Genomic DNA, 21,304 nt, shown 5'->3' on the forward strand with positions numbered 1-21,304 from the left:
AAAAGGCGAAATCATGTCAGGCAAATTCAAGAAACAGCTCTCACTGCTGGACCTCACCTTCATCGGCCTTGGCGCCATCTTCGGCTCCGGCTGGCTGTTCGCCGCCAGCCACGTCTCGGCCATCGCCGGCCCGGCCGGCATCCTCTCCTGGTTCCTCGGCGGCTTCGCCGTCCTGCTGCTGGGCATCGTCTACTGCGAGCTCGGCGCCGCCCTGCCGCGCGCCGGCGGCGTGGTGCGCTACCCGGTGTACTCCCACGGTCCGCTGCTCGGCTACCTGATGGGCTTCATCACCCTGATCGCCTTCTCCAGCCTGATCGCCATCGAAGTGGTCGCCTCACGCCAATACGCCGCGGCCTGGTTCCCGGCCCTGACCAAGGCCGGCTCCAGCGACCCGACCGTGCTCGGCTGGCTGGTGCAGTTCGCCCTTTTGGGGCTGTTCTTCCTGCTCAACTACCGCAGCGTGAAAACGTTCGCCAAGGCCAACAACCTGGTCAGCGTGTTCAAGTTCATCGTGCCGCTGCTGGTGATCGGCGTGCTGTTCACCTTCTTCAAGCCGGAAAACTTCGAGGTTCAGGGCTTCGCCCCGTTCGGCCTGTCCGGAGTGGAAATGGCCGTGTCGGCCGGCGGTATCATCTTCGCCTACCTGGGCCTGACGCCGATCATCTCGGTGGCCAGCGAAGTGAAGAACCCACAGCGCACCATCCCCATCGCGCTGATTCTCTCGGTGCTGCTGTCCACCGCCATCTACGCCCTGCTGCAACTGGCTTTCCTCGGCAGCGTGCCGACCGAGATGATTGCCAACGGCTGGGCCGGGGTAACCAAGGAACTGGCCCTGCCCTACCGTGACATCGCCCTGACCCTGGGCGTCGGCTGGCTGGCCTACCTGGTGGTGGCCGACGCGGTGATCTCGCCCAGCGGCTGCGGCAACATCTACATGAACGCCACCCCACGGGTGATCTATGGCTGGGCGCAGACCGGCACCTTTTTCAAGTACTTCACCCGCATCGACGAGCAGTCCGGCATCCCGCGCCCGGCACTGTGGCTGACCTTCGGCCTGGCGGTGTTCTGGACCCTGCCGTTCCCGTCCTGGGAAGCGCTGATCAACGTGGTGTCCGCCGCCCTGGTGCTGAGCTACGCCGTGGCCCCGGTGTCGGTCGCCGCCCTGCGCCGCAGCGCCCCGGACATGGCCCGGCCCTTCCGAGTCAAGGGCATGGGCGTGCTCGGCCCGCTGTCGTTCATCATCGCCGCGCTGATCGTCTACTGGTCGGGCTGGAACACCGTGTCCTGGCTGCTGGCCCTGCAGATCGTGATGTTCGTGCTGTACCTGCTGTGCCGCCGCTTCGTGCCTACCGAACACCTGTCGCTGGGCCAGCAGGTGCGCTCGTCGGCCTGGCTGATCGGCTTCTACGCCGTGACCATTTTTCTCTCCTGGCTGGGCAGCTTCGGCGGCCTGGGCGTGATCGGCCATCCGCTGGACACCGTGATCGTGGCCGCCTGCGCCCTGGGGATCTACTACTGGGGCGCGGCCACCGGCGTGCCGGCGCGGCTGGTGCGGCTCGATGGCGACGATGAGAGCGAAGCCAGCAGCGAAACCCATGCCGGCCAGCATCCCGCCGCCGTCGCCTCCTGACTCACTAGCGAATGGACATCCTGATGAAACACGTTCATGTCATCGACTCCCATACCGGCGGCGAACCGACCCGCCTGGTGATGAAGGGCTTCCCGCAGCTGTCCGGCCGCAGCATGGCCGAGCAGCGCGACGAGCTGCGCGAACTGCACGACCACTGGCGCCGCGCCTGCCTGCTGGAGCCGCGCGGCAACGATGTGCTGGTGGGCGCGCTGTACTGCCCTCCGGTCTCCTCCGACGCCACCTGCGGGGTGATCTTCTTCAACAACGCCGGCTACCTGAACATGTGCGGCCACGGCACCATCGGCCTGGTCGCCTCCCTGCAGCACCTGGGGCTGATCGGCCCCGGCGTGCACCGGATCGATACGCCGGTCGGCCAAGTCAGCGCCACCCTGCATGACGACGGCACCATCACCATCGGCAACGTGCCCGCCTACCGCCATCGCCAGCAGGTGGCCGTCGAGGTGCCCGGCCATGGCCTGGTGCGCGGCGACATCGCCTGGGGCGGCAACTGGTTCTTCCTGGTCAGCGAGCATGGCCAGCGCATTGAACTGGACAACGTCGAGGCACTGACCGACTACACCTGGGCCATGCTCAAGGCCCTCGACGACCAAGGCATCACCGGCGAGCACGGCGCGCCCATCGACCACATCGAGCTGTTCGCCGACGACGCCAACGCCGACAGCCGCAACTTCGTGATGTGCCCCGGCAAGGCCTACGACCGCTCGCCCTGCGGCACCGGCACCAGCGCCAAGCTGGCCTGCCTGGCCGCCGACGGCAAGCTCGCCGAAGGCCAGACCTGGATCCAGGCCAGCATCACCGGCAGCCAGTTCCACGGCCGCTACGAACGCGACGGCGAACGCATCCGCCCGTTCATCACCGGCCGCGCCTACATGACCGCCGACAGCACCCTGCTGATCGACGAACGAGACCCCTTCGCCTGGGGCATCTGACTCCGTTCATTTCCCACTGAATACCGCCAGGAGTGACAACAATGACCGACAACATCTTCACCGGCACCATGCCCGCCCTGATGACCCCCTGCACCGCCGAGCGCAAGCCGGACTTCGACGCCCTGGTGCGCAAGGGCCGCGAACTGATCGACGCGGGCATGAGCGCGGTGGTGTACTGCGGCTCGATGGGCGACTGGCCGCTGCTGACCGAGGCTGAGCGCCAGGAGGGCGTGGCGCGCCTGGTGGCCGCCGGCATCCCGACCATCGTCGGCACCGGCGCGGTGAACACCCGTGAAGCCGTGTCCCACGCCGCCCATGCCGCCAAGGTCGGCGCCGCCGGCCTGATGGTCATCCCCCGGGTGCTGTCCCGCGGCGCCTCGCTGACCGCGCAGCGGCACCATTTCTCGGCCATCCTCGCCGCCGCGCCGAAGCTGCCGGCGGTGATCTACAACAGCCCCTACTACGGCTTCGCCACCCGCGCCGACCTGTTCTTCGAACTGCGCCGCGAGTACCCGAACCTGATCGGTTTCAAGGAGTTCGGCGGCGCCGCCGACCTGCGCTACGCCGCCGAACACATCACCTCCCAGGACGACGACGTGACCTTGATGGTCGGCGTCGACACGCAAGTGGTGCACGGTTTCGTCAACTGCAACGCCACCGGCGCCATCACCGGTATCGGCAACGCGCTGCCGCGCGAAGTTCTGCAACTGGTCAGCCTGAGCAAGCGCGCCGCCAAGGGCGACGCCAAGGCCAGGCGCCAGGCCCGGGAGCTGGAGTCGGCGCTGGCGGTGCTGTCGTCGTTCGATGAAGGCTGCGACCTGGTGCTGTACTACAAGCACCTGATGGTGCTCAACGGCGACCGCGAGTACCGCCTGCACTTCAACGAAGCCGACGCCCTCAGCGACGCCCAGCGCCGCTACGCCGAACAGCAATACGCGCTGTTCCGCACCTGGTACGCCAACTGGTCCGCCGAGCAGAACCAGGCTTGATCGCCGCAACGCCTGTGGGAGCGGCCGTGTGTCGCGAAAGGGGCGCATAGCGCCCCCAACAGGTTCAGACCTCACCCAGATTCTCCAGGACACCCCATGACCCTCACCGGCAACCTACTGATCGGCCAACGCGTCGTCACAGGCACCCAGGCCGCGATCCACGCCATCGACCCGGCCACCGACACCCCACTCGAGCCACCCTACGCCGGCGCCAGCGCCGAACAGGTAACCCAGGCCTGCGCCCTGGCCTGGGCGGCATTCGATGCCTACCGCGAAACCACCCTCGAACAACGCGCCCGTTTTCTCGAAACCATCGCCGAACAGATCGAAGCAGTGGGCGATGCGCTGATCGAACGCGCCTGTGCCGAGACCGGCCTGCCCAAGGCACGCATCCAGGGCGAGCGCGGCCGCACCTGCGCCCAGCTGCGTACCTTCGCCCGGGTGGTACGCGCGGGCGAATGGCTGGACGTACGCGTGGACAATGCGCTGCCCGAACGCCAGCCACTGCCTCGCCCGGACCTGCGCCAGCGCCAGGTGGCCCTGGGCCCGGTGGCGGTGTTCGGCGCCAGCAATTTCCCGCTGGCGTTCTCGGTGGCCGGCGGCGACACCGCCTCGGCCCTGGCGGCCGGCTGCCCGGTGGTGGTCAAGGCCCATGGCGCCCACCCCGGCACCAGCGAGCTGGTCGGCCAGGCCGTGGCACGGGCGGCCAAGCTATGCGAACTGCCCGATGGCGTGTTCTCGCTACTGTATGGTGCCGGGCGTGAGATCGGCATCGCCTTGGTCAGCGACTCACGTATCAAGGCGGTCGGGTTCACCGGCTCGCGCAGCGCTGGCATCGCCTTGTGCCAGGCGGCCCAGGCGCGCCCGGAGCCAATCCCGGTGTATGCCGAGATGAGCTCGATCAACCCGGTGTTCCTCTTCGAGGCCGCCCTCCAGGCCAGGGCCGAAGACCTGGCCCAGGGTTTCGCCGCTTCGCTGACCCAGGGCGCCGGCCAGTTCTGCACCAACCCCGGGTTGGTGATCGCCCGCCAGGGCGCGGCGCTGGAGCGCTTCATCGTCGCCGCGGCCGAGCATGTCGGCCAGGCCGTTGCGCAGACCATGCTCACCCCCGGCATCGCCAGCGCCTATGCAAGCGGCGTCGCGGCGCTGAGTGACAACCACAATGCCCGACAGGCCGCCCGTGGCCAGCCCCGGCAAGGCCCGAACCAGTGCCAGGCGCAGTTGTTCGTCACCTCGGCACAGGCGTTTCTCGCCGACCCGGCCCTGCAGGCCGAAGTGTTCGGCGCCGCCTCGCTGGTGGTCGCCTGTGACAGCGATGAGGAAATCCATCAGGTCGCGGAACATCTGGAAGGCCAGCTCACCGCCACGCTGCACCTGAACGACGCCGACCTGGCCAAGGCGCGCGAACTGCTGCCGACCCTCGAACGCAAGGCCGGACGCATCCTGGTCAACGGCTGGCCGACCGGCGTCGAGGTCTGCGACGCGATGGTCCACGGCGGCCCGTTCCCGGCCACCTCCGACGCCCGCGGCACCTCGGTGGGCACGGCGGCGATCCTGCGCTTCCTGCGCCCGGTGTGCTACCAGGACTGCCCCGACGCACTGCTGCCCAGCGCCTTGCGACACGGCAATCCGCTGGGCCTGCGCCGGCTGCTCGACGGCCAGAGGGAACGCTGAGCCATGCCTGCCACCGACACGGACATCGCCGTGGTCGGCGCCGGCATCGTCGGCGTCGCCTGCGCCCTGCAACTGGCCCGCCAGGGCCGTCGGGTGCTGCTGATCGATCGCCAGGCGCCGGGTCACGGCGCTTCGTATGGCAATGCCGGACACCTGGCCACCGAGCAGGTGTTTCCCATCGCCGACCTGTCGATCCTCAAACGCCTACCGGCCATGTTGCTGGACCCGATGGGCCCGCTGCGCCTGGACTGGAAGTACCTGCCCCGGGCCCTGCCCTGGTTCACCCGCCTGCTGCTGAACCTGCGTCCGGCGCCGTTCCAGCGCAGCGTGGCCGGTATTCGTGCGCTCAACGAAGCAAGCCTGGGGGCCTGGCAACGGCTGCTCGCGTCCATCGAACGCAGCCCCCTGCTCAAGGAGGACGGTTCGCTGCTGGTGTTCGAGCGCCATGAATCGCGCCAAGCGCTCGAAGCCCTGCGTACACGAATGCGGCAGCAAGCCGTGCCCGTGGATTTCTGGACGGGGGAAGCGGTGCGCGAAGCTGCGCCACAACTGAACTCATCGATCCAGGGTGGCCTGTTCTTTCCCCGCACCGGGCATTTCCTGGATCCGTACCAGGTGGTCCGTGAACTGTTCAACGCCGCCAGCACCAGTGGCGTGCGCTTCGTCCGCGCCGAGGTCAGTGGTGGGCACGTCCACGGTCAGGGTGTCAGCCTGGCCAGCGACCAGGGCACGTTCGAGGCTCGTCAGGTGCTGGTCAGCGCTGGCGCGCATTCGGCCAGGCTCACGGCTGCCTTGACCGGCAGACACGTGCCGCTGGACACCGAGCGCGGCTATCACCTGATGCTGCCGGCGGAACGACAGCGCCTGCCATTCGCCGTCACCTCGCTGGAGCGCAAGTTCATCATGACGCCCATGGCCGACGGCCTGCGCCTGGCCGGCACGGTGGAGTTCGCCGGGCTCGAGGCGCCGCCGAGCATGCAACGGGCGTGGCAACTGCATAGGTTGAGCAAGGGTTTGTTCCGGCGGGAGCTGGATACCGAGGGGGCGACGCCGTGGATGGGGTTCCGGCCTTCGTTGCCGGACTCGCTGCCGGTGATCGACCGGGTGGCCGATGGCAAGGTGTTGCTGGCTTTCGGGCACCAGCACCTGGGGTTGACCCAGGCGGCGGTGACGGCGGAATGGGTGGGACGGTTGGTAAATGGCGAAGACTGCCCGCAAATCGGAGCCTATCGATTGTGCCGGTTTTGAAACGGGGCCGCGTCGCGCCCCTTTCGCCGGCAAGCCGGCTCCCACAATGATCGGCGCTATCCAGCGAGAACACCGTCTGGCTGCGTCTAGTACCCTGTGGGAGCCGGCTTGCCGGCGAAAGGGCTGCAAAGCAGCCCCAGCCTCACTCAGCGATAACGCTCAAGCCAGTGCGCATAAGGCGCCGGCAGCGTCCACGCCGCCTTGTCCACGCCCAGTGCCTTGGCAGCGGCATACGGCCAATGCGGGTCGGCCAGGTGCGCACGCCCCACCGACACCAGGTCGAGCTGGTTGGCCTGCAATGCGCCTTCAGCCAGCTCCGGCGTGCCAAAACCCCAGGCCGAGGTCACCGGCAGCTTCGCCTCGCGGCGCACCCGCTCGGCGATCGGCCCCAGGAACGCCGGGCCCCATGGGATGCTGGTCTCGGGAATGGTGAAACCGACGCTGACGCTCAGCAGATCCAGGCCACCGGCCTTGAAACGGCGAGCCAGCTCGATGGACTCCTGCAGGGTCTGCTCGTCACGGCCGTCGTACTCCACCACACCGAAACGCGCGGTCAGCGGCAGGTTCTCCGGCCACACTTCACGCACCGCCGCGAGGGTCTCCAGCAGGAAGCGCGTGCGGTTGTCGAAACCGCCGCCGTAGGCGTCGGTGCGCTGGTTGGAGTGCTCGGAGAAGAAGCTCTGGCCCAGGTAGCCGTGGGCGAAGTGCAGCTCGATCCATTCGAAGCCCGCGTCACGGGCACGGCGTGCGGCAGCGACGAAGTCCTGCTTGACCCGGGCGATGTCGTCCAGGCTCATGGCCCGCGGCACCTTGGCCAAGTCGGCGCCGTAGGCGATGGCCGAGGGCGCGATGGTCTCCCAGCCACGGGCATCGTCGGCGGCGATATGGTCGTCACCTTCCCACGGGCGGTTGGCGCTGGCCTTGCGCCCGGCGTGGGCGATCTGGATGCCCGGCACGGCGCCGGCGGCCTTGATCGCCTGCACCACCGGCACGAAGGCCTGGGCCTGAGCGTCGTTCCAGATACCAGCGCAGCCGGGGGTGATACGCCCTTCCGGCGACACGGCGGTGGCCTCGACCACCACCAGCCCGGCACCACCACGGGCCAGGCCTGCCAGGTGGACGTGGTGCCAATCGTTGATCATGCCGTCTTCGGCCATGTACTGGCACATCGGCGGAATGGCGATGCGGTTGCGCAGGGTGACGTCTTTGAGGGTATAGGGTTCGAACAATGCTGCCATGACGAGACTCCAGGGACGGGTTGGATACGATTGTTCGATCATATTCGAACTATGGCAATTTGTGAAACCCCCGTTATCATGACGACCATGCGAGCCTATACCCATCCCAACCCCGAAGACCTGACGCTGGAGCGCCTGCTCTACGCCCTGAGCGATCCTGTGCGCATGGAAATCGTGCGTCGCCTGGCTGGAGTCGCCGAAGCCAGCTGCGGCGAGCTGGACGGCGGCCGGCCCAAGTCCAGCATGTCCCATCACTTTCGCGTATTGCGCGATTCCGGGCTGGTGCACACCCGTAATGTCGGCACCACGCACATGAACTCGCTGCGCAGCGATGAGCTGGAAAGCCGCTTCCCAGGGCTGCTGGGCAGTATTCTCGAGCAGCGTTGAGTTTCCAGGCCACGCGGAGCCAGGCACCGTAGCGCCTGCTTCGCGGGCAAGCCCGCTCCCGCAGGGATACAGTTCCCTGCACGACAGCGCAGCCCCAAAGGGCTGGGCGATCTCCTCCAAGGCCCCTGGTCCGGGCAAAACTCAGGCACAAAAAAACCACGAGGCCGCCAGGGGCGATCCTCGTGGTCGGTGTTGCCGGGCAAGCCCGGCAAGCATGGGCCTTACAGTGCCATGTCGTTGGCAGGCTTGCTCTCGACCGGTGCGGCTGGCGCGACGCGGGTCTCGACGCTCTGGTCGATCACTGGCGGCTTCTCCAGCTGCAGCACTTCGGCGGTGTAGTCCCACTCTTTCTGGGTGGCGGCCGCCGAATCGTTCAGCTTGGTACCGTAGCTCGGCACGATCTCCTTGATCCTGGCCTGCCACTCAGGGGTGGCGACCTTCTCCTTGAACACGGTTTCCAGCACGTTGAGCATGATCGGCGCGGCAGTCGAGGCACCTGGCGAGGCGCCCAGCAGGCCGGCGATGGTGCGGTCCTGGGAGGCGACGACTTCGGTACCCAGCTTCAGCACCCCGCCCTTCTCTTCGTCACGCTTGATGATCTGCACGCGCTGACCGGCCTGCCACAGCTTCCAGTCTTCCTTCTTGGCGTTCGGGAAGTAGGTCTGCAGCGCGGCGAAGCGGTCGTCGTCCGACTGCATCAGCTGGCCGGCGAGGTACTCGACCAGCGGGTACTGGTCGATGCCGACGCGGGCCATAGGCCAGACGTTGTGGGTGGTGGTGCTGCTCAGCAGGTCCAGGTACGAGCCGTTCTTCAGGAACTTGGTCGAGAAGGTGGCGAATGGCCCGAACAGGATCACGCGCTTGCCGTCCAGCACGCGGGTGTCCAGGTGCGGAACGGACATGGGTGGCGCGCCGGTGGAGGCGATGCCGTAGGCCTTGGCCATGTGCTGCATGGCCACGGTCGGGTTCTCGGTCACCAGGAACGAACCACCTACCGGGAAGCCGGCGTATTCCTTGGCTTCAGGAATGCCCGACTTCTGCAGCAGCTTCAGCGCGCCACCGCCGGCACCGATGAACAGGAACTTGGCGTCGGTGGCCGTTACGCTACCGTCCTTCAGGTTCTTGTACTCGACGTGCCAGGAGCCGTCTTCGTTACGGGTGATGTCCTGCACTTCGCTGGACAGCTTCAGGTCGAAGTTCTCTTTGGTCTTCAGGTGACCGACGAACTGGCGGGTGATCTCACCGAAGTTGACGTCGGTGCCGATCGGCGTCCAGGTCACGGCCAGCTTCTGGTTCGGATCACGACCTTCCATCATCAGCGGGACCCACTTGGCGATCTGCGCGTGGTCTTCCGAGTACTGCATCGAGCGGAACAGCGGGCTGGCCTGCAGGGCCTCGTAACGCTGCTTGAGGAACTTGATGTTGTCATCGCCCCAGACGAAGCTCATGTGCGGCGTGGTGTTGATGAACGAGTGCGGGTTCTTCAGCACGCCCTGGCGTACCTGCCAGGCCCAGAACTGGCGGGAGATCTGGAACGACTCGTTGATCTCGATGGCCTTGGTGATGTTGACCTTGCCATCTTTGTCCAGCGGGGTGTAGTTCAGCTCGGCCAGCGCGGAGTGGCCGGTACCGGCGTTGTTCCAGCCGTTGGAGCTTTCTTCGGCGACGCCGTCCAGGCGCTCGACCATCTCCATCGACCAGCTTGGCTCCAGCTCGTTGAGCCAGACAGCCAGGGTGGAGCTCATGATGCCGCCGCCAACCAGCAGCACGTCGACTTTCTTGGTGTCAGCAGCGTGCGCTTGCATGAAGCTCGCCGCGACAGCCAGACCCAGCAAGGTCTTGCCAGCTTTCTTGAACATTGATCGATTCCAGTCAGTAGAACGGAGGGTGGGCCTGTGGCTGGCCCCGGTTTCCATGTTCTTCAGCGCAGGCTTGTTGTGATCATTGTTCAGCAGCCAGAGAGCATTGGACGCGCCAGCCTTTGGTCGGATTGACCGACAAGGCTGAAACGATTTACGGATTGTAACCGAATTGCCAGCACAAACAAACGCGGGCCGGGGCGTCAAGACGACAGGTTGCCACGCGACAAGCCACCACGCCCGGAAAACAAAAACCCCCAGCCACATCCATGGCCGGGGGTCTTGGATCAGGTCGCGAACGACCCGATCAGGGCATTTCCAAGATTACTGCTGTTGCGGCAGTTTATCGATCGGGCCGCAGCCGCCGATGATCTTGGAGATCGAAACCGATGGGTGGAACAGGTAGTCGTACGAGCAGTTCTTAGGCTGGTTGTAGACCTGGCCGGTGCAGCCGGACAGCAGGGCAACGCCCGAAACGACAGCAACAGCGACAGTAGCTTTGATCAGCTTTTTCATAACAATCCTTATAATCCATGATCCACCATCAACTCTGATGGCGCGCGGATCATACGGGAAAAGAACGCAGGAGAGAAAGCCGTTAGTTCTAGCGCACTCGCTACAGCATCGACTTTCATATGCGCTCCGCGCGCAACTTTACCTGTTCAGCGCCTGCTTAAACGATACAGTCGTGACACGTTCAACACCGTGACAGTTAATAGCCTGAATTCTCGCAGCACACGCGGGGACAGGAACTTTCCGAGTAGCGGACCGGCAAGTAACTATCCCCCGGCGCTTCAGATCTGAAGGCCAACCTTAAACTTTCAAGCAACATGACGCGATCTTTCGCCCTTCAGCAGTGACACTTTTCAGCCAGGCACGACATGAGGATCCGGCCGCGTCATGCTTGAAGGATGGGCGGGAAGGCTCGCCCCGAGCTTCCTCAGCACAACGTAGAACACCGGCGTCAGGAACAGGCCGAACAACGTCACCCCGAGCATCCCGCAAAATACCGTGACCCCCGTGGCATGGCGCACTTCGCTACCCGCACCGCTGTCCACCAGAAGCGGCACGGCACCGGCGATGAAGGCCACGGAAGTCATCACGATCGGGCGCAGGCGCAACCGACAGGCTTGTAATGCCGCCTCGAGGGTGGCGCGGCCCTGCATCTCCAGCTCCCGAGCGAACTCGACGATCAGGATCGCGTTCTTGCAGGCCAGCCCCATGAGCACCACCAGCCCGACCTGAACGAACACGTTGTTGTCGCCACCGCTCAGCCAGACTCCGGTCAGCGCGGCGAACATGCAGATGGGGACGATCAGGATCACGGCGAGCGGCAAGGTCCAGCTTTCGTACAGCGCCGCCAGGACCAGGAACGCGAGCGCGACAGCGATCGGGAACACGATCGCCGCCGTGTTGCTCTGGGTAACCTGCTGGTAGCTCAGATCGGTCCATTCCAGCTCGATACCCCGCGGGAGCGTGCGGGCCGCAATCGCTTCGAGCTTGCTGATGACCTCCCCCGAAGACATCGCTTTCGGGTCGGCATCGCCGATCAGGTCCGCGGCGGGGTAGCCGTTGAAACGCATCACCGGATCCGGCCCGTAGGTCGGCACGATCGTGACCATTGCGCTGACAGGCACCATCTCGCCCCGAGCGTTTCGTACGCGCAGGTTAGCGACATCTTCCCTGGTTTGCCGGAAGCTGGAATCTGCCTGGGCGACCACTCGGTAGACCCGGCCAAACAGGTTGAAGTCGTTTACGTAGACCGATCCGAGATACGTCTGCAGCGTATCGAAGATGGCCGTCAACTCCACGCCCTGGGCTTGAGCCTTGGTGCGATCGACCTTCACTTCAAGCTGGGGGATGTTGGACTGGTAGGAGCTGACCGGGAAGGTCATGCCAGGCGTACTGGCAACTTCTGCCTGGAACCTGGCAAGGGCTTGCTGCAACGCGGCATAGCCCAGACCGCCCCGATCGGTCAGGAACAGGGAATAGCCGGAGCCGTTACCCAACCCCTGGATCGGCGGCGGCAGCAACGCGTAGGCGGCACCGTCCTTGATCGCCGCGAACCGGCTGTTCAGCTCGGTGTTGATGTCCTCTGCGCTGCGCGTGCGTTCGCCAAACGGCTTGAGGATGACGTAGGCGGTCACCAGGTTCGGCGTGGTGGTGCTCTGCAGTGCGTTCAAACCCACATAGGAGTTGGCGTAGTCGACACCCTCCACGGTCGAGGCTATCGCCGACATCTGCCGGGCGACGGCCTCGGATCGGGACAGCGAGGCACCTGGCGGCAGTGTCGCCCCGGCGAACAGGTAGAGCTTGTCCTGGTTTGGAATGAAACCGCTGGGAATCGTCTTGAACAGCACCCCGGTAATACCCAGCAAGGCGGCATAGACCACGAACACCACCCCTTTACGTGGCAAAAGCCGTGCAATGCTGCCTTCGTAACGCGCCGAAGTCCGATTGAAGAACCGGTTGAATGGGCGCAACAGCCAACCCAGCGCGCAATCCATCCAACGGCTCAGGCGATCCTTGGGGCTGGCGTGGTGACGCAACAGCTTCGCCGCCAAGGCCGGCGACAGGGTGAGCGAGTTGATCGTCGAGATCACGGTAGAGATGGCGATCGTGACCGCGAACTGCTTGTAGAACTGCCCCGTGACGCCGCTCATGAAGGCCATGGGAATGAACACGGCGCACAGTACCAGGCCGATCGCCAGAATAGGCCCTGATACTTCGCGCATGGCCTGATGGGCCGCCTCGAGCGGCGTCAGGCCAAGTTCGATGTTCCTCTCGACGTTTTCCACCACCACGATCGCGTCGTCCACCACGATGCCGATGGCCAGCACCATGCCGAACAAGGTGAGGGTATTGATCGAATAGCCGAGCAGGTAGAGAAACGCGAAGGTCCCCACTATCGATACCGGGACGGCGATCAACGGAATGATCGACGCGCGCCAGGTCTGCAGGAACAGCACGACCACCAGAACGATCAGGACCATCGCCTCGAACAGCGTGTGCTGGACAGCGCTGATCGACTCGCGCACGAACACCGTCGGGTCCCAGACACTGACGTATTTCACGCCCTCGGGGAAATCCTTCGATAACGCATCGAGCTTCGCGTAGACCTTGTTGGCGACATCGATGGCGTTGGCTCCCGGCGTCAGGAAGATACCGACCGCGACTTCCTGATTCTTCCCACGAAACACCCGCATCGTGTAGTCGCCGGCGTCCAGCTGGACCCGAGCCACGTCGCCCAGGCGCGTGACCTGCCCGTCGCTTCCGGTCTTGAGGACGACGTCGGCAAACTCCTGCTCGGTCTTCAACCGGCCCTGGACATTGATCGAGATGAGGAACTCCGTCCCTTGCGCAGAAGGCTCGGCGCCCAGCTGGCCCGCGGAAACCTGCACGTTCTGCTGACGCACCGCGCGGATCGCATCCTCGGCCGTGATGTTACGCGCGGCAAGCTTGTTCGGATCGAGCCAGATGCGCATCGCGTAATCGCCCGAGCCGTAGAGCACGACGTCGCCGACCCCTTGAATACGGGCCAGCTCGTCCTTCACGTGCAGGCGCAGGTAGTTACGCAGATAGAGCGCATCGAACGTGTCGTTGCTGGAGTACATGTCCACGTACATCAGCGGCGTCGGCGATTGCTTCTGGGTGGTGATGCCGTATTGACGGACCGATTCCGGCAAGCGCGAAAGCGCCTGGCTGACGCGGTTCTGGACGCGAACCGCGGCAGTGTCGGGGTCGATCCTGGCATTGAAGGTGACGACCACCTGGAGGGTGCCATCGGAGCTGGCCACCGACTTCAGGTACACCATGTCCTCGACCCCATTGATCGCCTCCTCCAGCGGAACGGCGACCGACTCGGCAATTTCCTTGGGATTGGCGCCGGGGTAGGTCGCTTTCACCACCACGGTGGGCGGAACCACTTCCGGGTACTCACCGACCGGCAACAGCGGAATCGCGATCAGGCCGGCGGCGAAAATAACGATCGACAGGACTATCGCGAAGATTGGCCTGTCGATAAAAAACTTAGAGAAGTCCATGGTAAGAGCCTTTGCGGATCATCGTCCGTCATGACGGGTGCTGGAAACTTTCAGCTCATCGTTTTCAGGCGCGAGCACATTGGCCAAGACCGGTGTTCCGGCGGCATAGATTTGCTGCAACCCGGAAACGATGACTTTGTCGTCCGGGCCAAGGCCCGCCGTGATGACCCGCTGCCCCTCCAGCAACCTGCCCATTTCGACATAACGCTTTTCGGCCGTCTTGGCGCCGCTCAGCACATAGACATACTGCTTGTCCTGGTCGGTCAGAATGGCTCGATCAGGCACCACGACAACGTCCACCGGCTCGCCTACCGAAAGCTGCACCTTGGCGTAAAGGCCGGGGGTCAAAAGCCTGTCCGGGTTGCGCACCACGGCGCGCGCGCGGATCGTGCCTGTCGCCGCGTTGACCTGGTTGTCCAGGAACGTCAGGTCACCTTCGTACGCAAAGCGTTCGTCGGTGGCCAGGCCAATGCGCACGGCCGTCTTTGCCGAGGTCTTGAGCGTCTTCTGATAATTCAGGTAACTGTGCTCGTCGGGGTCGAAGTAGACATGGACCGGATCCTGCGACACGACCGATGTCAGCACGGACTGATCCGCCACCGCCAGGTTGCCGACGGTCAGTTGAGCTCGGCTGGTACGGCCGTCGATGGGCGATCGAACCTCGGTAAATTCAAGGTTCAATGCTGAGGTGGCCACTGCAGATTCGGCCGCATGCACCTCGGCAACGCCCTGCTCGTAGGCCGTCCGCCGCTGCTCGGCCAGCTCCTTCGACACAGCGTTGGCGCTGATGAGCTTTTGTGCGCGCAGGTCCTGCTGTCTGGCAAACGTCAGCGAAGCACGTGCCCGCTCCAGCTGGGCGCGCGCGCTGTCCAACGCTGCGCGATAGGGGCGCTGATCGATGACGAAAAGCAGATCGCCCTTGCGGACCTCGCCACCTTCCTTGTAAGCCACTCGGGTGATATATCCGCCCACCCGAGGGAGGATTGCCACCGTTTCCATGGCGCCAACGCGGCCATTGAAACTGTCCCAATACCGGACGTGTCGAACAGCCACACTGACCACATCGACGACTGGAGGGCTTGCGGCTATCGGGGCTGATGCTTCGTTGCAACCGCTGATAAATAAAATCGCGGTGATGATTCCGATAACGCTGACTGAATGGGCGCGCACAGGGCAGTCCTTCCTAAGCCAATGGATGATGAGGGCCATTGCAGATCACTTCGCAATCCGTTCATGGCCCGTCTTGTTGTTTCCGGACGCTTTCTCCATGAGCGCTCTGGAAGACTCGAGCTCGCGCTGTTCACGCGCAGCGCGGTCTTTGATCTGCTGAGCGAAAACAGCCCTGTTGTGATCGTGAAAACGTTTTGCTGCCTGCGCCCCATCTTCGGCATGAGCGAAGAACGGCAGTGCAAGTACGACAACTGCACCGAACTTGATTATTGAACTCATGTCATTTCCTCGAATGACGCGCACAGCCATGCGCCAACTGAACTTCAGTCTGAAATCGATATTTGATGTAAGTACCCGGTGGCTCTCAGCGGGCGATCAATTGACCCACCGCTCTGCAGGCCGCTGAATGTTGGCGCAGGACTTATCGCGGTTGCATGGCGAAGCCGACGCCAAAACGGTTCCAGGCATTGATGGCCGCGATGACGAAGGTCAGCTCGGACAACTCCTGTGGGTTGAACTGGGCGGCCACCGCTTCATAAATCTCGTCGGGCGCGTGCGTCTGTGCAACCAGCGTCAGGGTCTCCGTCCACAACAGTGCCGCCCGTTCGCGTGCGTCGAAGAATGGGGTTTCCTTCCAGGCACTGATGGCCATCAAGCGACGCGGGGTTTCCCCGCCCTTCATGGCATCGCTGGTGTGCATGTCGATGCAGTAGGCGCAGCCGTTGATCTGCGAAGCGCGGATCCGCACCAGTTCGCGCAGCGATGCCGGCAGGATCGATTGAGAGGCCGCCTTTTCCAGGCCCATCATGGCTTTCATCGCTTGAGGGGCCGCTTCGTAGTAGTTGATGCGTTTGTTGCTCATGGACGTTCTCCGACAGTTTGACCACACGCCGTGGCATGGGCGTACTGTAGAAAAACCCAATAGCCGGATAAACTAGGCCACATCGTTTTGTTTTTACGGAATTACGGACAATGGCATTGGACCGATTGGAAGCCATGCGCGCGTTCTGCCGCATCGTCGAAGTAGGAAGCTTCAGCGGGGCGGCAGCGTCGCTCGATCTGGCCAAAACCACGATTTCAGGCCAGGTGCAGGCGCTGGAGGCCCTGCTGGGCATCAAGCTGCTGCACCGCACCACGCGCAAGGTCTCTCCCACCACGGAAGGGGCTGCGTACTATGCCCGGGCGCGCGCGGTGATTGATGATGTGGACGAGCTCGAGGCTTCGGTGTCCCAGAGCCGCAACATTGTGCGGGGCCGTGTGCGTATCGAAATGCCCTCACCGGTCGGCATTCTGCTCATCGTGCCGGCACTGGCCAGTTTCACCGCCAGGTTCCCGGAGATTCATCTCGACATCGGCTGCAGCGAGCGGGTCGTCGACCTTGTCCAGGAAGGGGTCGACTGTGCGATCCGTGGCGGCGTGGTGGCCGACCAGGACCTGGTGTGCCGCCCGATCGGCCAGATGCGCTTCTGCTTCTGCGCCGCCCCTGCCTACCTGGCGGCGGCCGACACGATCAGCACCCCTGCCGACTTGCCCCAGCACAAGCACCTGGGGTTCAAGTTTCCAGCCACGGACAGGCGCTATGTGCCAACCCTTAGCCGTGGAGCCGAGCACTTCACCCTCGATCATCCGCCGAGCATGTATTTCAACAACGGCAGTGCGATGGCAGGCGCGGCGGTCGCGGGCCTCGGCGTCGCATTCCTGCCCAGAGCCGAGGCCGAGCCTCACTTCAGAAGTGGCGCACTGGTCGAGATCTTGCCGCAATGGCAGATGGCGAGCATGCCCATGTCCATCGTCTATCCCTACACGCGGCATTTGTCGGCGAGAGTCAGGGCGTTCGCCGACTGGGTGACGGCGTTGATGGCGAGCGATCCACTGTGGTCACCCGAGGAGAATGCGTCGTAGCGGCAATCGTGGGACGTGCCTGGCGTCGGCAAAGAACTGCGGCCATGAATGACCTGGCCCTGCCCTAAAGCAATCCCCTGAAACGACGAAGCCCCCGAAAACTTCAACGTTTTCAGGGGCTTCGACTACTTCGCGCATGGCGGAGAGATAGGGACTTTCCGAATCCAACCCCTCAGCCCTTTAAAATCAATGGCTACATGGCTTTCAGGCGATTTTGCTACAAAATTTCGCTACAAATCCAAACCAAAAACAGCTACCTTTTTGCCATCAAAACCCACTCGGTCAGGGACGAAAATGGCAAGCGAAAACCTCCTTTTACGGTCAGGAACGTGGCACGTCCGTCTTAGCGTCCCGAAGGACGTTCGGCACGTCCTGAACCGAAGCGAGTTCACCGAATCGCTCAGGACCGGCAGCAAGCCAGAAGCTCAGGTGAAAAAGCTGGCCTACCTCTACATGTGGAAGGAGGCCATTACAAAAGCCCGGCAGCTCGTGGCAGGGCCTACCCCCGACCACCTCCCAGAAACGTCGTTTAGCGTTTCCCAGATGATCCAGACGAGCCAGCAAAACGGGCTGCTAGGCCTTGTCATGCCTAAAAATCCCGATGACGTAGACCCGAGGCTCAGCCGGGAAAGCTTGGACGAACTCGGAAGTTACATCATCGATGTAATCCTCCACACTCAAAAATGGACAACCACCAAGGAAGCCTCAGAAGCGAAATTTGACCTATACGGCCAAAAACCCTACCGCGAATATCAAGCTTTCAAAGAAAAATGGTATGAGTTGGGCGAGGAAATCCCGCTCGAAAGGAAGATTGAACGGTTCAATGACTACATTAAATTGCATAAAGCAGTAGAGCACTACGCCATCACTGCGGGGCAAGCCATCAGCGTTGGCACCATTGAAGAAATTAAGTCAATCCTCGAAGACCCCAAAAACTACAAAACCAAGTCCCCCATTACGACGAACAGAATAGCCTCATTTGAAGCCTATCAGACGAATACCAAGGGTATTATTCAAAAGACAGTCGATACGCAGGCCAATCGATTGAAAATGATGGGTGCTTGGCTTGAGGCAGAGCAACGCGACCTCAACCACGAAAGCATTGCCAGTTATCTCGATACGCTCGACCTATCCATTAAGACCAAAAAACAATACCTATTCGCAGGGTCAAGCTTTTGGAAATGGGCGATTAAACACGATGAGAATTTCAAAAAACTGCACCGTGACCAGCAGTCCCCCTTTGAAAAGCACGATTTCCCAGTCAACCGCAGCAAAAGGAACGATGGATCAATGGAAAGGAAGGCATTCACCCCGGAAGACGTTACAAAGCTCCATGAAGCCGCAAAAGCCACCAAAAACCGCGAAACCCTTACAGATCTCATCCTTTTAGGTGCTTACACCGGAGCACGTATTGAAGAGCTTTGCCAGCTTCAGGCCCAAGATATCGTCAGTGAGGAAGGGATTAAATGTTTCTACTTCTACGATGGGAAGACTGCCGCCAGCGAGCGACATACCCCAATACATCCGGCGATACAGGACACCGTAGAAAGGTTGATCCGTAATTCAAAAGACGGTTTCTTGATTGAGTCACCTGCAGGAAATAAATACGGCAACCGCTCAGACGCTCTCAGTAAGCAATTCGGGCGATTAAAGACCAGCCTCAACTATAATAGCCAGTTTGTATTCCACAGCTTCCGCAAGACCGTTATCACGCAATTACAACGTGCAGACGTGCCGGGAATACTCATTGCCTCAATTGTCGGACATGAGACAGGTACAGTCACGTTTGACGTATACAGTGCAGGGCCAAGTCCAAAGCAAAAACACGACGCGATATCAAAACTAAAATACGAGCTAAAATCTTAAAATCGCAAGCGTTACACGTTAAAATTCAGAACAATAATCAAAGGCTCCAAAGCTCTTACCCACCAGAAGAGCTTTTGACCTTCCCTAAACTACCATCTTTTTTTACAAATCGTCTCGCATAATGCACTCCCCTGCACACGCCTCATGTGCACGCACACGCACGCCCGCGTCTTTAGTTATCAATATATAGATATCAAATATACTAGATAACAATAATAAAGATTACTACACCGCACGCACGCATACACAACCGCCACACACAAACAATCAGCACAATCATGCTTGATATACATTTTTTATGTGGTTCAATATATGTATATGGCTCAAATTTTCAAAGAAGCCCTTTAAAGCATACCTGCTATGTTAACCATCCCACTTTTGCTACGCAAAAGATGTGACGGTTAACGCAGGTGCCTAGTCGGCAGGACAGAAGCAAAAGCCAAGAGCAAAAACAAACCCACCACTGAGGATAAAATGAATGACACCAATTTGCAGACAATCACACTAACCAAAAGAGACAGGAACTATTCCAACCTCAAGGGGCTGGACAGTTCGCTGAAACACTCGCTTAGACTGGACCAAAACGAGTATGACGACTTTGAATTCAACCCCAATCCAGACCACCCAAATATCGCCATTGTAGGTGGCGTTGAACAAGTATTAACTAGGGAATTGGCAGAGCAATTGCTGGCCGACTTCAACGACCAACTACAAACCAAACTCAAAGCAACAGAAGCGACTGACGAGATAGCAGCAGAAAAAGAAAAGCTCCGAAAACTAAAATCCAAGCTGGTTAAATTCATCAACGCAACCGAACCCACCCAAATAAAAGAATACGTCACATCGGTTATGGAGGGAGAAAGGCCGTTGGTAGTCGGAGACTACGCCGCCCTACTCAATCAGCACAGAATCAGCCGTGTAGCTCAGCGTATCGACCTTCTAGAGAACTACACCACCAAGAAGCGAGAGATCGAGCAAAACGCACCAGATCGAGCCGTATCAAGGACGGTCAACAGGGTTAAAGAAATCATCCTTGTGATACCTGAACCCAATAAATTGGCTATCACAAAGGGATACACAGACCTTTTGCAGAAAGCCATGCATCAGTTCTATCAAAATAACTTCCCTAATAACGACATCTTATTTTCATTCAGCCACTTGGACGAGACAACCAACCACGTTCACGCCTTCCTTGACCTTCAAAATACGAAAACTGGAAAATATGATTTTTCAGCCCAAGAATTTGAGTTCGCATCGCAATACTATGCGAAGAACAAGGCCCGACTTGACAAGATATCCGAGCCGCCGAAATTAGAAGACTTCAAACTGCCCAACCGCAGCGAAGAAAAGCAGAACCACAGATTTATTCGAGCACGCGAATCATGGAAGTCAAAAGTGATGCAGGTGGCTTTCTATGAGCACTTTAACAGCTTAGCGGCTGCATATGGCTTGCAAGCCAAATTCCTACCTAAAACAAAGGAAAACACCGAATATTTAAGCCCTATTGAAAAGGAAGCCAAAAAACCGAAAAGTGAACGAAGCCACAACTATTACACCAGACAGCTAGAAAAGCTGCAGCAAGAACTAACCAGTAAGAAGGTCGAACTTATCGAGCAAAGGGCCACTGTCGTCACACTTAACACCACGATAAAAGACCTACAAGGAACGGCTAGAAACTACAAAGCAACCATACAGAGCTTAGAAATACAGGCCAGCGAGCAGAGAAAAGAAAATGCCGAGCTAGATAGTCAAAAGCAGAAATTAGACGACGAAATAACGGTAAAAACCACAAAGACTGCAGAGCTGTCATCTAATTTCAAAACCATGAAATCCAGAATGACAAAAGAACTAAATGAACTACGCAAGAAAATTAAAGAGGACACCAGCAGAAAAACCATCTTGGAAAAAGCAATCAAGGCATACGAGGAAGAGCTTGAGCCTTTGATGAAACGTTTTGATATTTTGGTGGATCGACTACTTGAAGCCCGAAGGCTCGACGAGAACCCAGAGCAATACTATAAGAGATTACGAGAAAACACGTATGAAATGGCTAGTCGTTTGGGCAAAGAGAAACGAAAGGACTATCTATTCAACGTTGCCGAACAACTCAAAGAACAGGGTTTGGACGATACGCAAGCCGCATTAGGATTTACCGACAAAGTAAAACTGTGGGCATCTGATACGTTCACCAGCAAGCAAGTGGTTGAATTCGACAAGGAAGAAGCCGAGCAGGCGAAGCAGGCAAGAAAGAGAAGACTTCTAAAACCTAAGCCACCAAGCCCATTTCAAGACCCTTACGACCCGTTTCAATAGTCAAACCATTAGATAATAGAAACCCGCTGGAAAGC

The 21,304-nt window shown here is 60.7% G+C and carries 16 protein-coding genes; 9 read left to right on the forward strand and 7 right to left on the reverse strand.

Annotated elements, in window-relative coordinates; all coding sequences use genetic code 11:
- Positions 1-13 precede the first annotated feature (13 nt).
- The 5 genes from N7422_RS01710 to N7422_RS01730 all read left to right on the forward strand — a co-directional run bounded on the left by N7422_RS01710 (position 14) and on the right by N7422_RS01730 (position 6,491).
- Complete coding sequence (locus tag N7422_RS01710; RefSeq protein WP_279804834.1) at positions 14-1,630, forward strand: APC family permease; 1,617 nt, start codon at positions 14-16, stop codon at positions 1,628-1,630.
- A 23-nt stretch (positions 1,631-1,653) separates the two neighbouring features.
- On the forward strand, positions 1,654-2,580 hold the full coding sequence (locus tag N7422_RS01715; protein ID WP_279804837.1) for a 4-hydroxyproline epimerase: 927 nt from the start codon (positions 1,654-1,656) through the stop codon (positions 2,578-2,580).
- Positions 2,581-2,621: 41 nt separating this feature from the next.
- On the forward strand, positions 2,622-3,569 hold the full coding sequence (locus N7422_RS01720; RefSeq protein WP_279804838.1) for a dihydrodipicolinate synthase family protein: 948 nt from the start codon (positions 2,622-2,624) through the stop codon (positions 3,567-3,569).
- Between the two features lie 96 nt (positions 3,570-3,665).
- Positions 3,666-5,243, forward strand: a complete 1,578-nt coding sequence (locus N7422_RS01725) for an aldehyde dehydrogenase (NADP(+)) (protein ID WP_279804840.1) — start codon at positions 3,666-3,668, stop codon at positions 5,241-5,243.
- Between the two features lie 3 nt (positions 5,244-5,246).
- Positions 5,247-6,491: an FAD-dependent oxidoreductase gene (locus N7422_RS01730; RefSeq protein WP_279804843.1), complete on the forward strand. Its 1,245-nt coding sequence runs from the start codon at positions 5,247-5,249 to the stop codon at positions 6,489-6,491.
- A gap of 146 nt (positions 6,492-6,637) precedes the next feature.
- Here the strand turns inward: N7422_RS01730 and N7422_RS01735 are convergent, their stop codons facing one another.
- Positions 6,638-7,729 (reverse strand): NADH:flavin oxidoreductase/NADH oxidase, encoded by a 1,092-nt coding sequence (locus tag N7422_RS01735; protein WP_279804844.1) that lies wholly within the window; start codon positions 7,727-7,729, stop codon positions 6,638-6,640.
- Positions 7,730-7,780: 51 nt separating this feature from the next.
- On the opposite strand from N7422_RS01735, the gene N7422_RS01740 reads away from it, so the two are divergent.
- Positions 7,781-8,116, forward strand: coding sequence for a helix-turn-helix domain-containing protein (locus N7422_RS01740; protein ID WP_279804845.1), 336 nt, complete (start codon positions 7,781-7,783; stop codon positions 8,114-8,116).
- Between the two features lie 221 nt (positions 8,117-8,337).
- Here the strand turns inward: N7422_RS01740 and mqo are convergent, their stop codons facing one another.
- The 6 genes from mqo to N7422_RS01770 form a co-directional block, all read right to left on the reverse strand.
- Positions 8,338-9,975 (reverse strand): malate dehydrogenase (quinone), encoded by a 1,638-nt coding sequence (gene mqo / locus N7422_RS01745; protein WP_279804847.1) that lies wholly within the window; start codon positions 9,973-9,975, stop codon positions 8,338-8,340.
- Between the two features lie 324 nt (positions 9,976-10,299).
- On the reverse strand, positions 10,300-10,491 hold the full coding sequence (locus N7422_RS01750) for a DUF4223 family protein (RefSeq protein ID WP_023630554.1): 192 nt from the start codon (positions 10,489-10,491) through the stop codon (positions 10,300-10,302).
- A 350-nt stretch (positions 10,492-10,841) separates the two neighbouring features.
- A complete protein-coding gene (locus tag N7422_RS01755; protein WP_279804848.1) occupies positions 10,842-14,018 on the reverse strand; it encodes a multidrug efflux RND transporter permease subunit in 3,177 nt (1,058 codons plus the stop codon).
- 18 nt (positions 14,019-14,036) lie between these two features.
- Positions 14,037-15,227, reverse strand: coding sequence for an efflux RND transporter periplasmic adaptor subunit (locus N7422_RS01760; RefSeq protein ID WP_279804849.1), 1,191 nt, complete (start codon positions 15,225-15,227; stop codon positions 14,037-14,039).
- Between the two features lie 6 nt (positions 15,228-15,233).
- Positions 15,234-15,467: a hypothetical protein gene (locus N7422_RS01765; RefSeq protein WP_279804850.1), complete on the reverse strand. Its 234-nt coding sequence runs from the start codon at positions 15,465-15,467 to the stop codon at positions 15,234-15,236.
- A gap of 142 nt (positions 15,468-15,609) precedes the next feature.
- Positions 15,610-16,050: a carboxymuconolactone decarboxylase family protein gene (locus tag N7422_RS01770; RefSeq protein WP_279804852.1), complete on the reverse strand. Its 441-nt coding sequence runs from the start codon at positions 16,048-16,050 to the stop codon at positions 15,610-15,612.
- A gap of 110 nt (positions 16,051-16,160) precedes the next feature.
- On the opposite strand from N7422_RS01770, the gene N7422_RS01775 reads away from it, so the two are divergent.
- From N7422_RS01775 to N7422_RS01785, 3 genes are all read left to right on the forward strand, one after another.
- Entirely contained in the window at positions 16,161-17,090 is a 930-nt protein-coding gene (locus tag N7422_RS01775; protein ID WP_279804854.1) for a LysR family transcriptional regulator, read from the forward strand.
- A 294-nt stretch (positions 17,091-17,384) separates the two neighbouring features.
- Complete coding sequence (locus tag N7422_RS01780) at positions 17,385-18,956, forward strand: site-specific integrase (protein ID WP_306579469.1); 1,572 nt, start codon at positions 17,385-17,387, stop codon at positions 18,954-18,956.
- A gap of 474 nt (positions 18,957-19,430) precedes the next feature.
- Positions 19,431-21,269: a hypothetical protein gene (locus N7422_RS01785; RefSeq protein ID WP_279804855.1), complete on the forward strand. Its 1,839-nt coding sequence runs from the start codon at positions 19,431-19,433 to the stop codon at positions 21,267-21,269.
- Positions 21,270-21,304 lie beyond the last annotated feature (35 nt).

Source organism: Pseudomonas sp. GD04091, from assembly GCF_029836165.1.
Lineage (GTDB): Bacteria > Pseudomonadota > Gammaproteobacteria > Pseudomonadales > Pseudomonadaceae > Aquipseudomonas.

Coding starts and splice junctions, on each gene's coding strand:
- N7422_RS01710 (WP_279804834.1), top strand. CDS start 14: ATGTCAGGCAAATTCAAGAAACAGCTCTCACTGCTGGACCTCACCTTC.
- N7422_RS01715 (WP_279804837.1), top strand. CDS start 1,654: ATGAAACACGTTCATGTCATCGACTCCCATACCGGCGGCGAACCGACC.
- N7422_RS01720 (WP_279804838.1), top strand. CDS start 2,622: ATGACCGACAACATCTTCACCGGCACCATGCCCGCCCTGATGACCCCC.
- N7422_RS01725 (WP_279804840.1), top strand. CDS start 3,666: ATGACCCTCACCGGCAACCTACTGATCGGCCAACGCGTCGTCACAGGC.
- N7422_RS01730 (WP_279804843.1), top strand. CDS start 5,247: ATGCCTGCCACCGACACGGACATCGCCGTGGTCGGCGCCGGCATCGTC.
- N7422_RS01735 (WP_279804844.1), bottom strand. CDS start 7,729: ATGGCAGCATTGTTCGAACCCTATACCCTCAAAGACGTCACCCTGCGC.
- N7422_RS01740 (WP_279804845.1), top strand. CDS start 7,781: ATGGCAATTTGTGAAACCCCCGTTATCATGACGACCATGCGAGCCTAT.
- mqo (WP_279804847.1), bottom strand. CDS start 9,975: ATGTTCAAGAAAGCTGGCAAGACCTTGCTGGGTCTGGCTGTCGCGGCG.
- N7422_RS01750 (WP_023630554.1), bottom strand. CDS start 10,491: ATGAAAAAGCTGATCAAAGCTACTGTCGCTGTTGCTGTCGTTTCGGGC.
- N7422_RS01755 (WP_279804848.1), bottom strand. CDS start 14,018: ATGGACTTCTCTAAGTTTTTTATCGACAGGCCAATCTTCGCGATAGTC.
- N7422_RS01760 (WP_279804849.1), bottom strand. CDS start 15,227: ATGGCCCTCATCATCCATTGGCTTAGGAAGGACTGCCCTGTGCGCGCC.
- N7422_RS01765 (WP_279804850.1), bottom strand. CDS start 15,467: ATGAGTTCAATAATCAAGTTCGGTGCAGTTGTCGTACTTGCACTGCCG.
- N7422_RS01770 (WP_279804852.1), bottom strand. CDS start 16,050: ATGAGCAACAAACGCATCAACTACTACGAAGCGGCCCCTCAAGCGATG.
- N7422_RS01775 (WP_279804854.1), top strand. CDS start 16,161: ATGGCATTGGACCGATTGGAAGCCATGCGCGCGTTCTGCCGCATCGTC.
- N7422_RS01780 (WP_306579469.1), top strand. CDS start 17,385: ATGGCAAGCGAAAACCTCCTTTTACGGTCAGGAACGTGGCACGTCCGT.
- N7422_RS01785 (WP_279804855.1), top strand. CDS start 19,431: ATGAATGACACCAATTTGCAGACAATCACACTAACCAAAAGAGACAGG.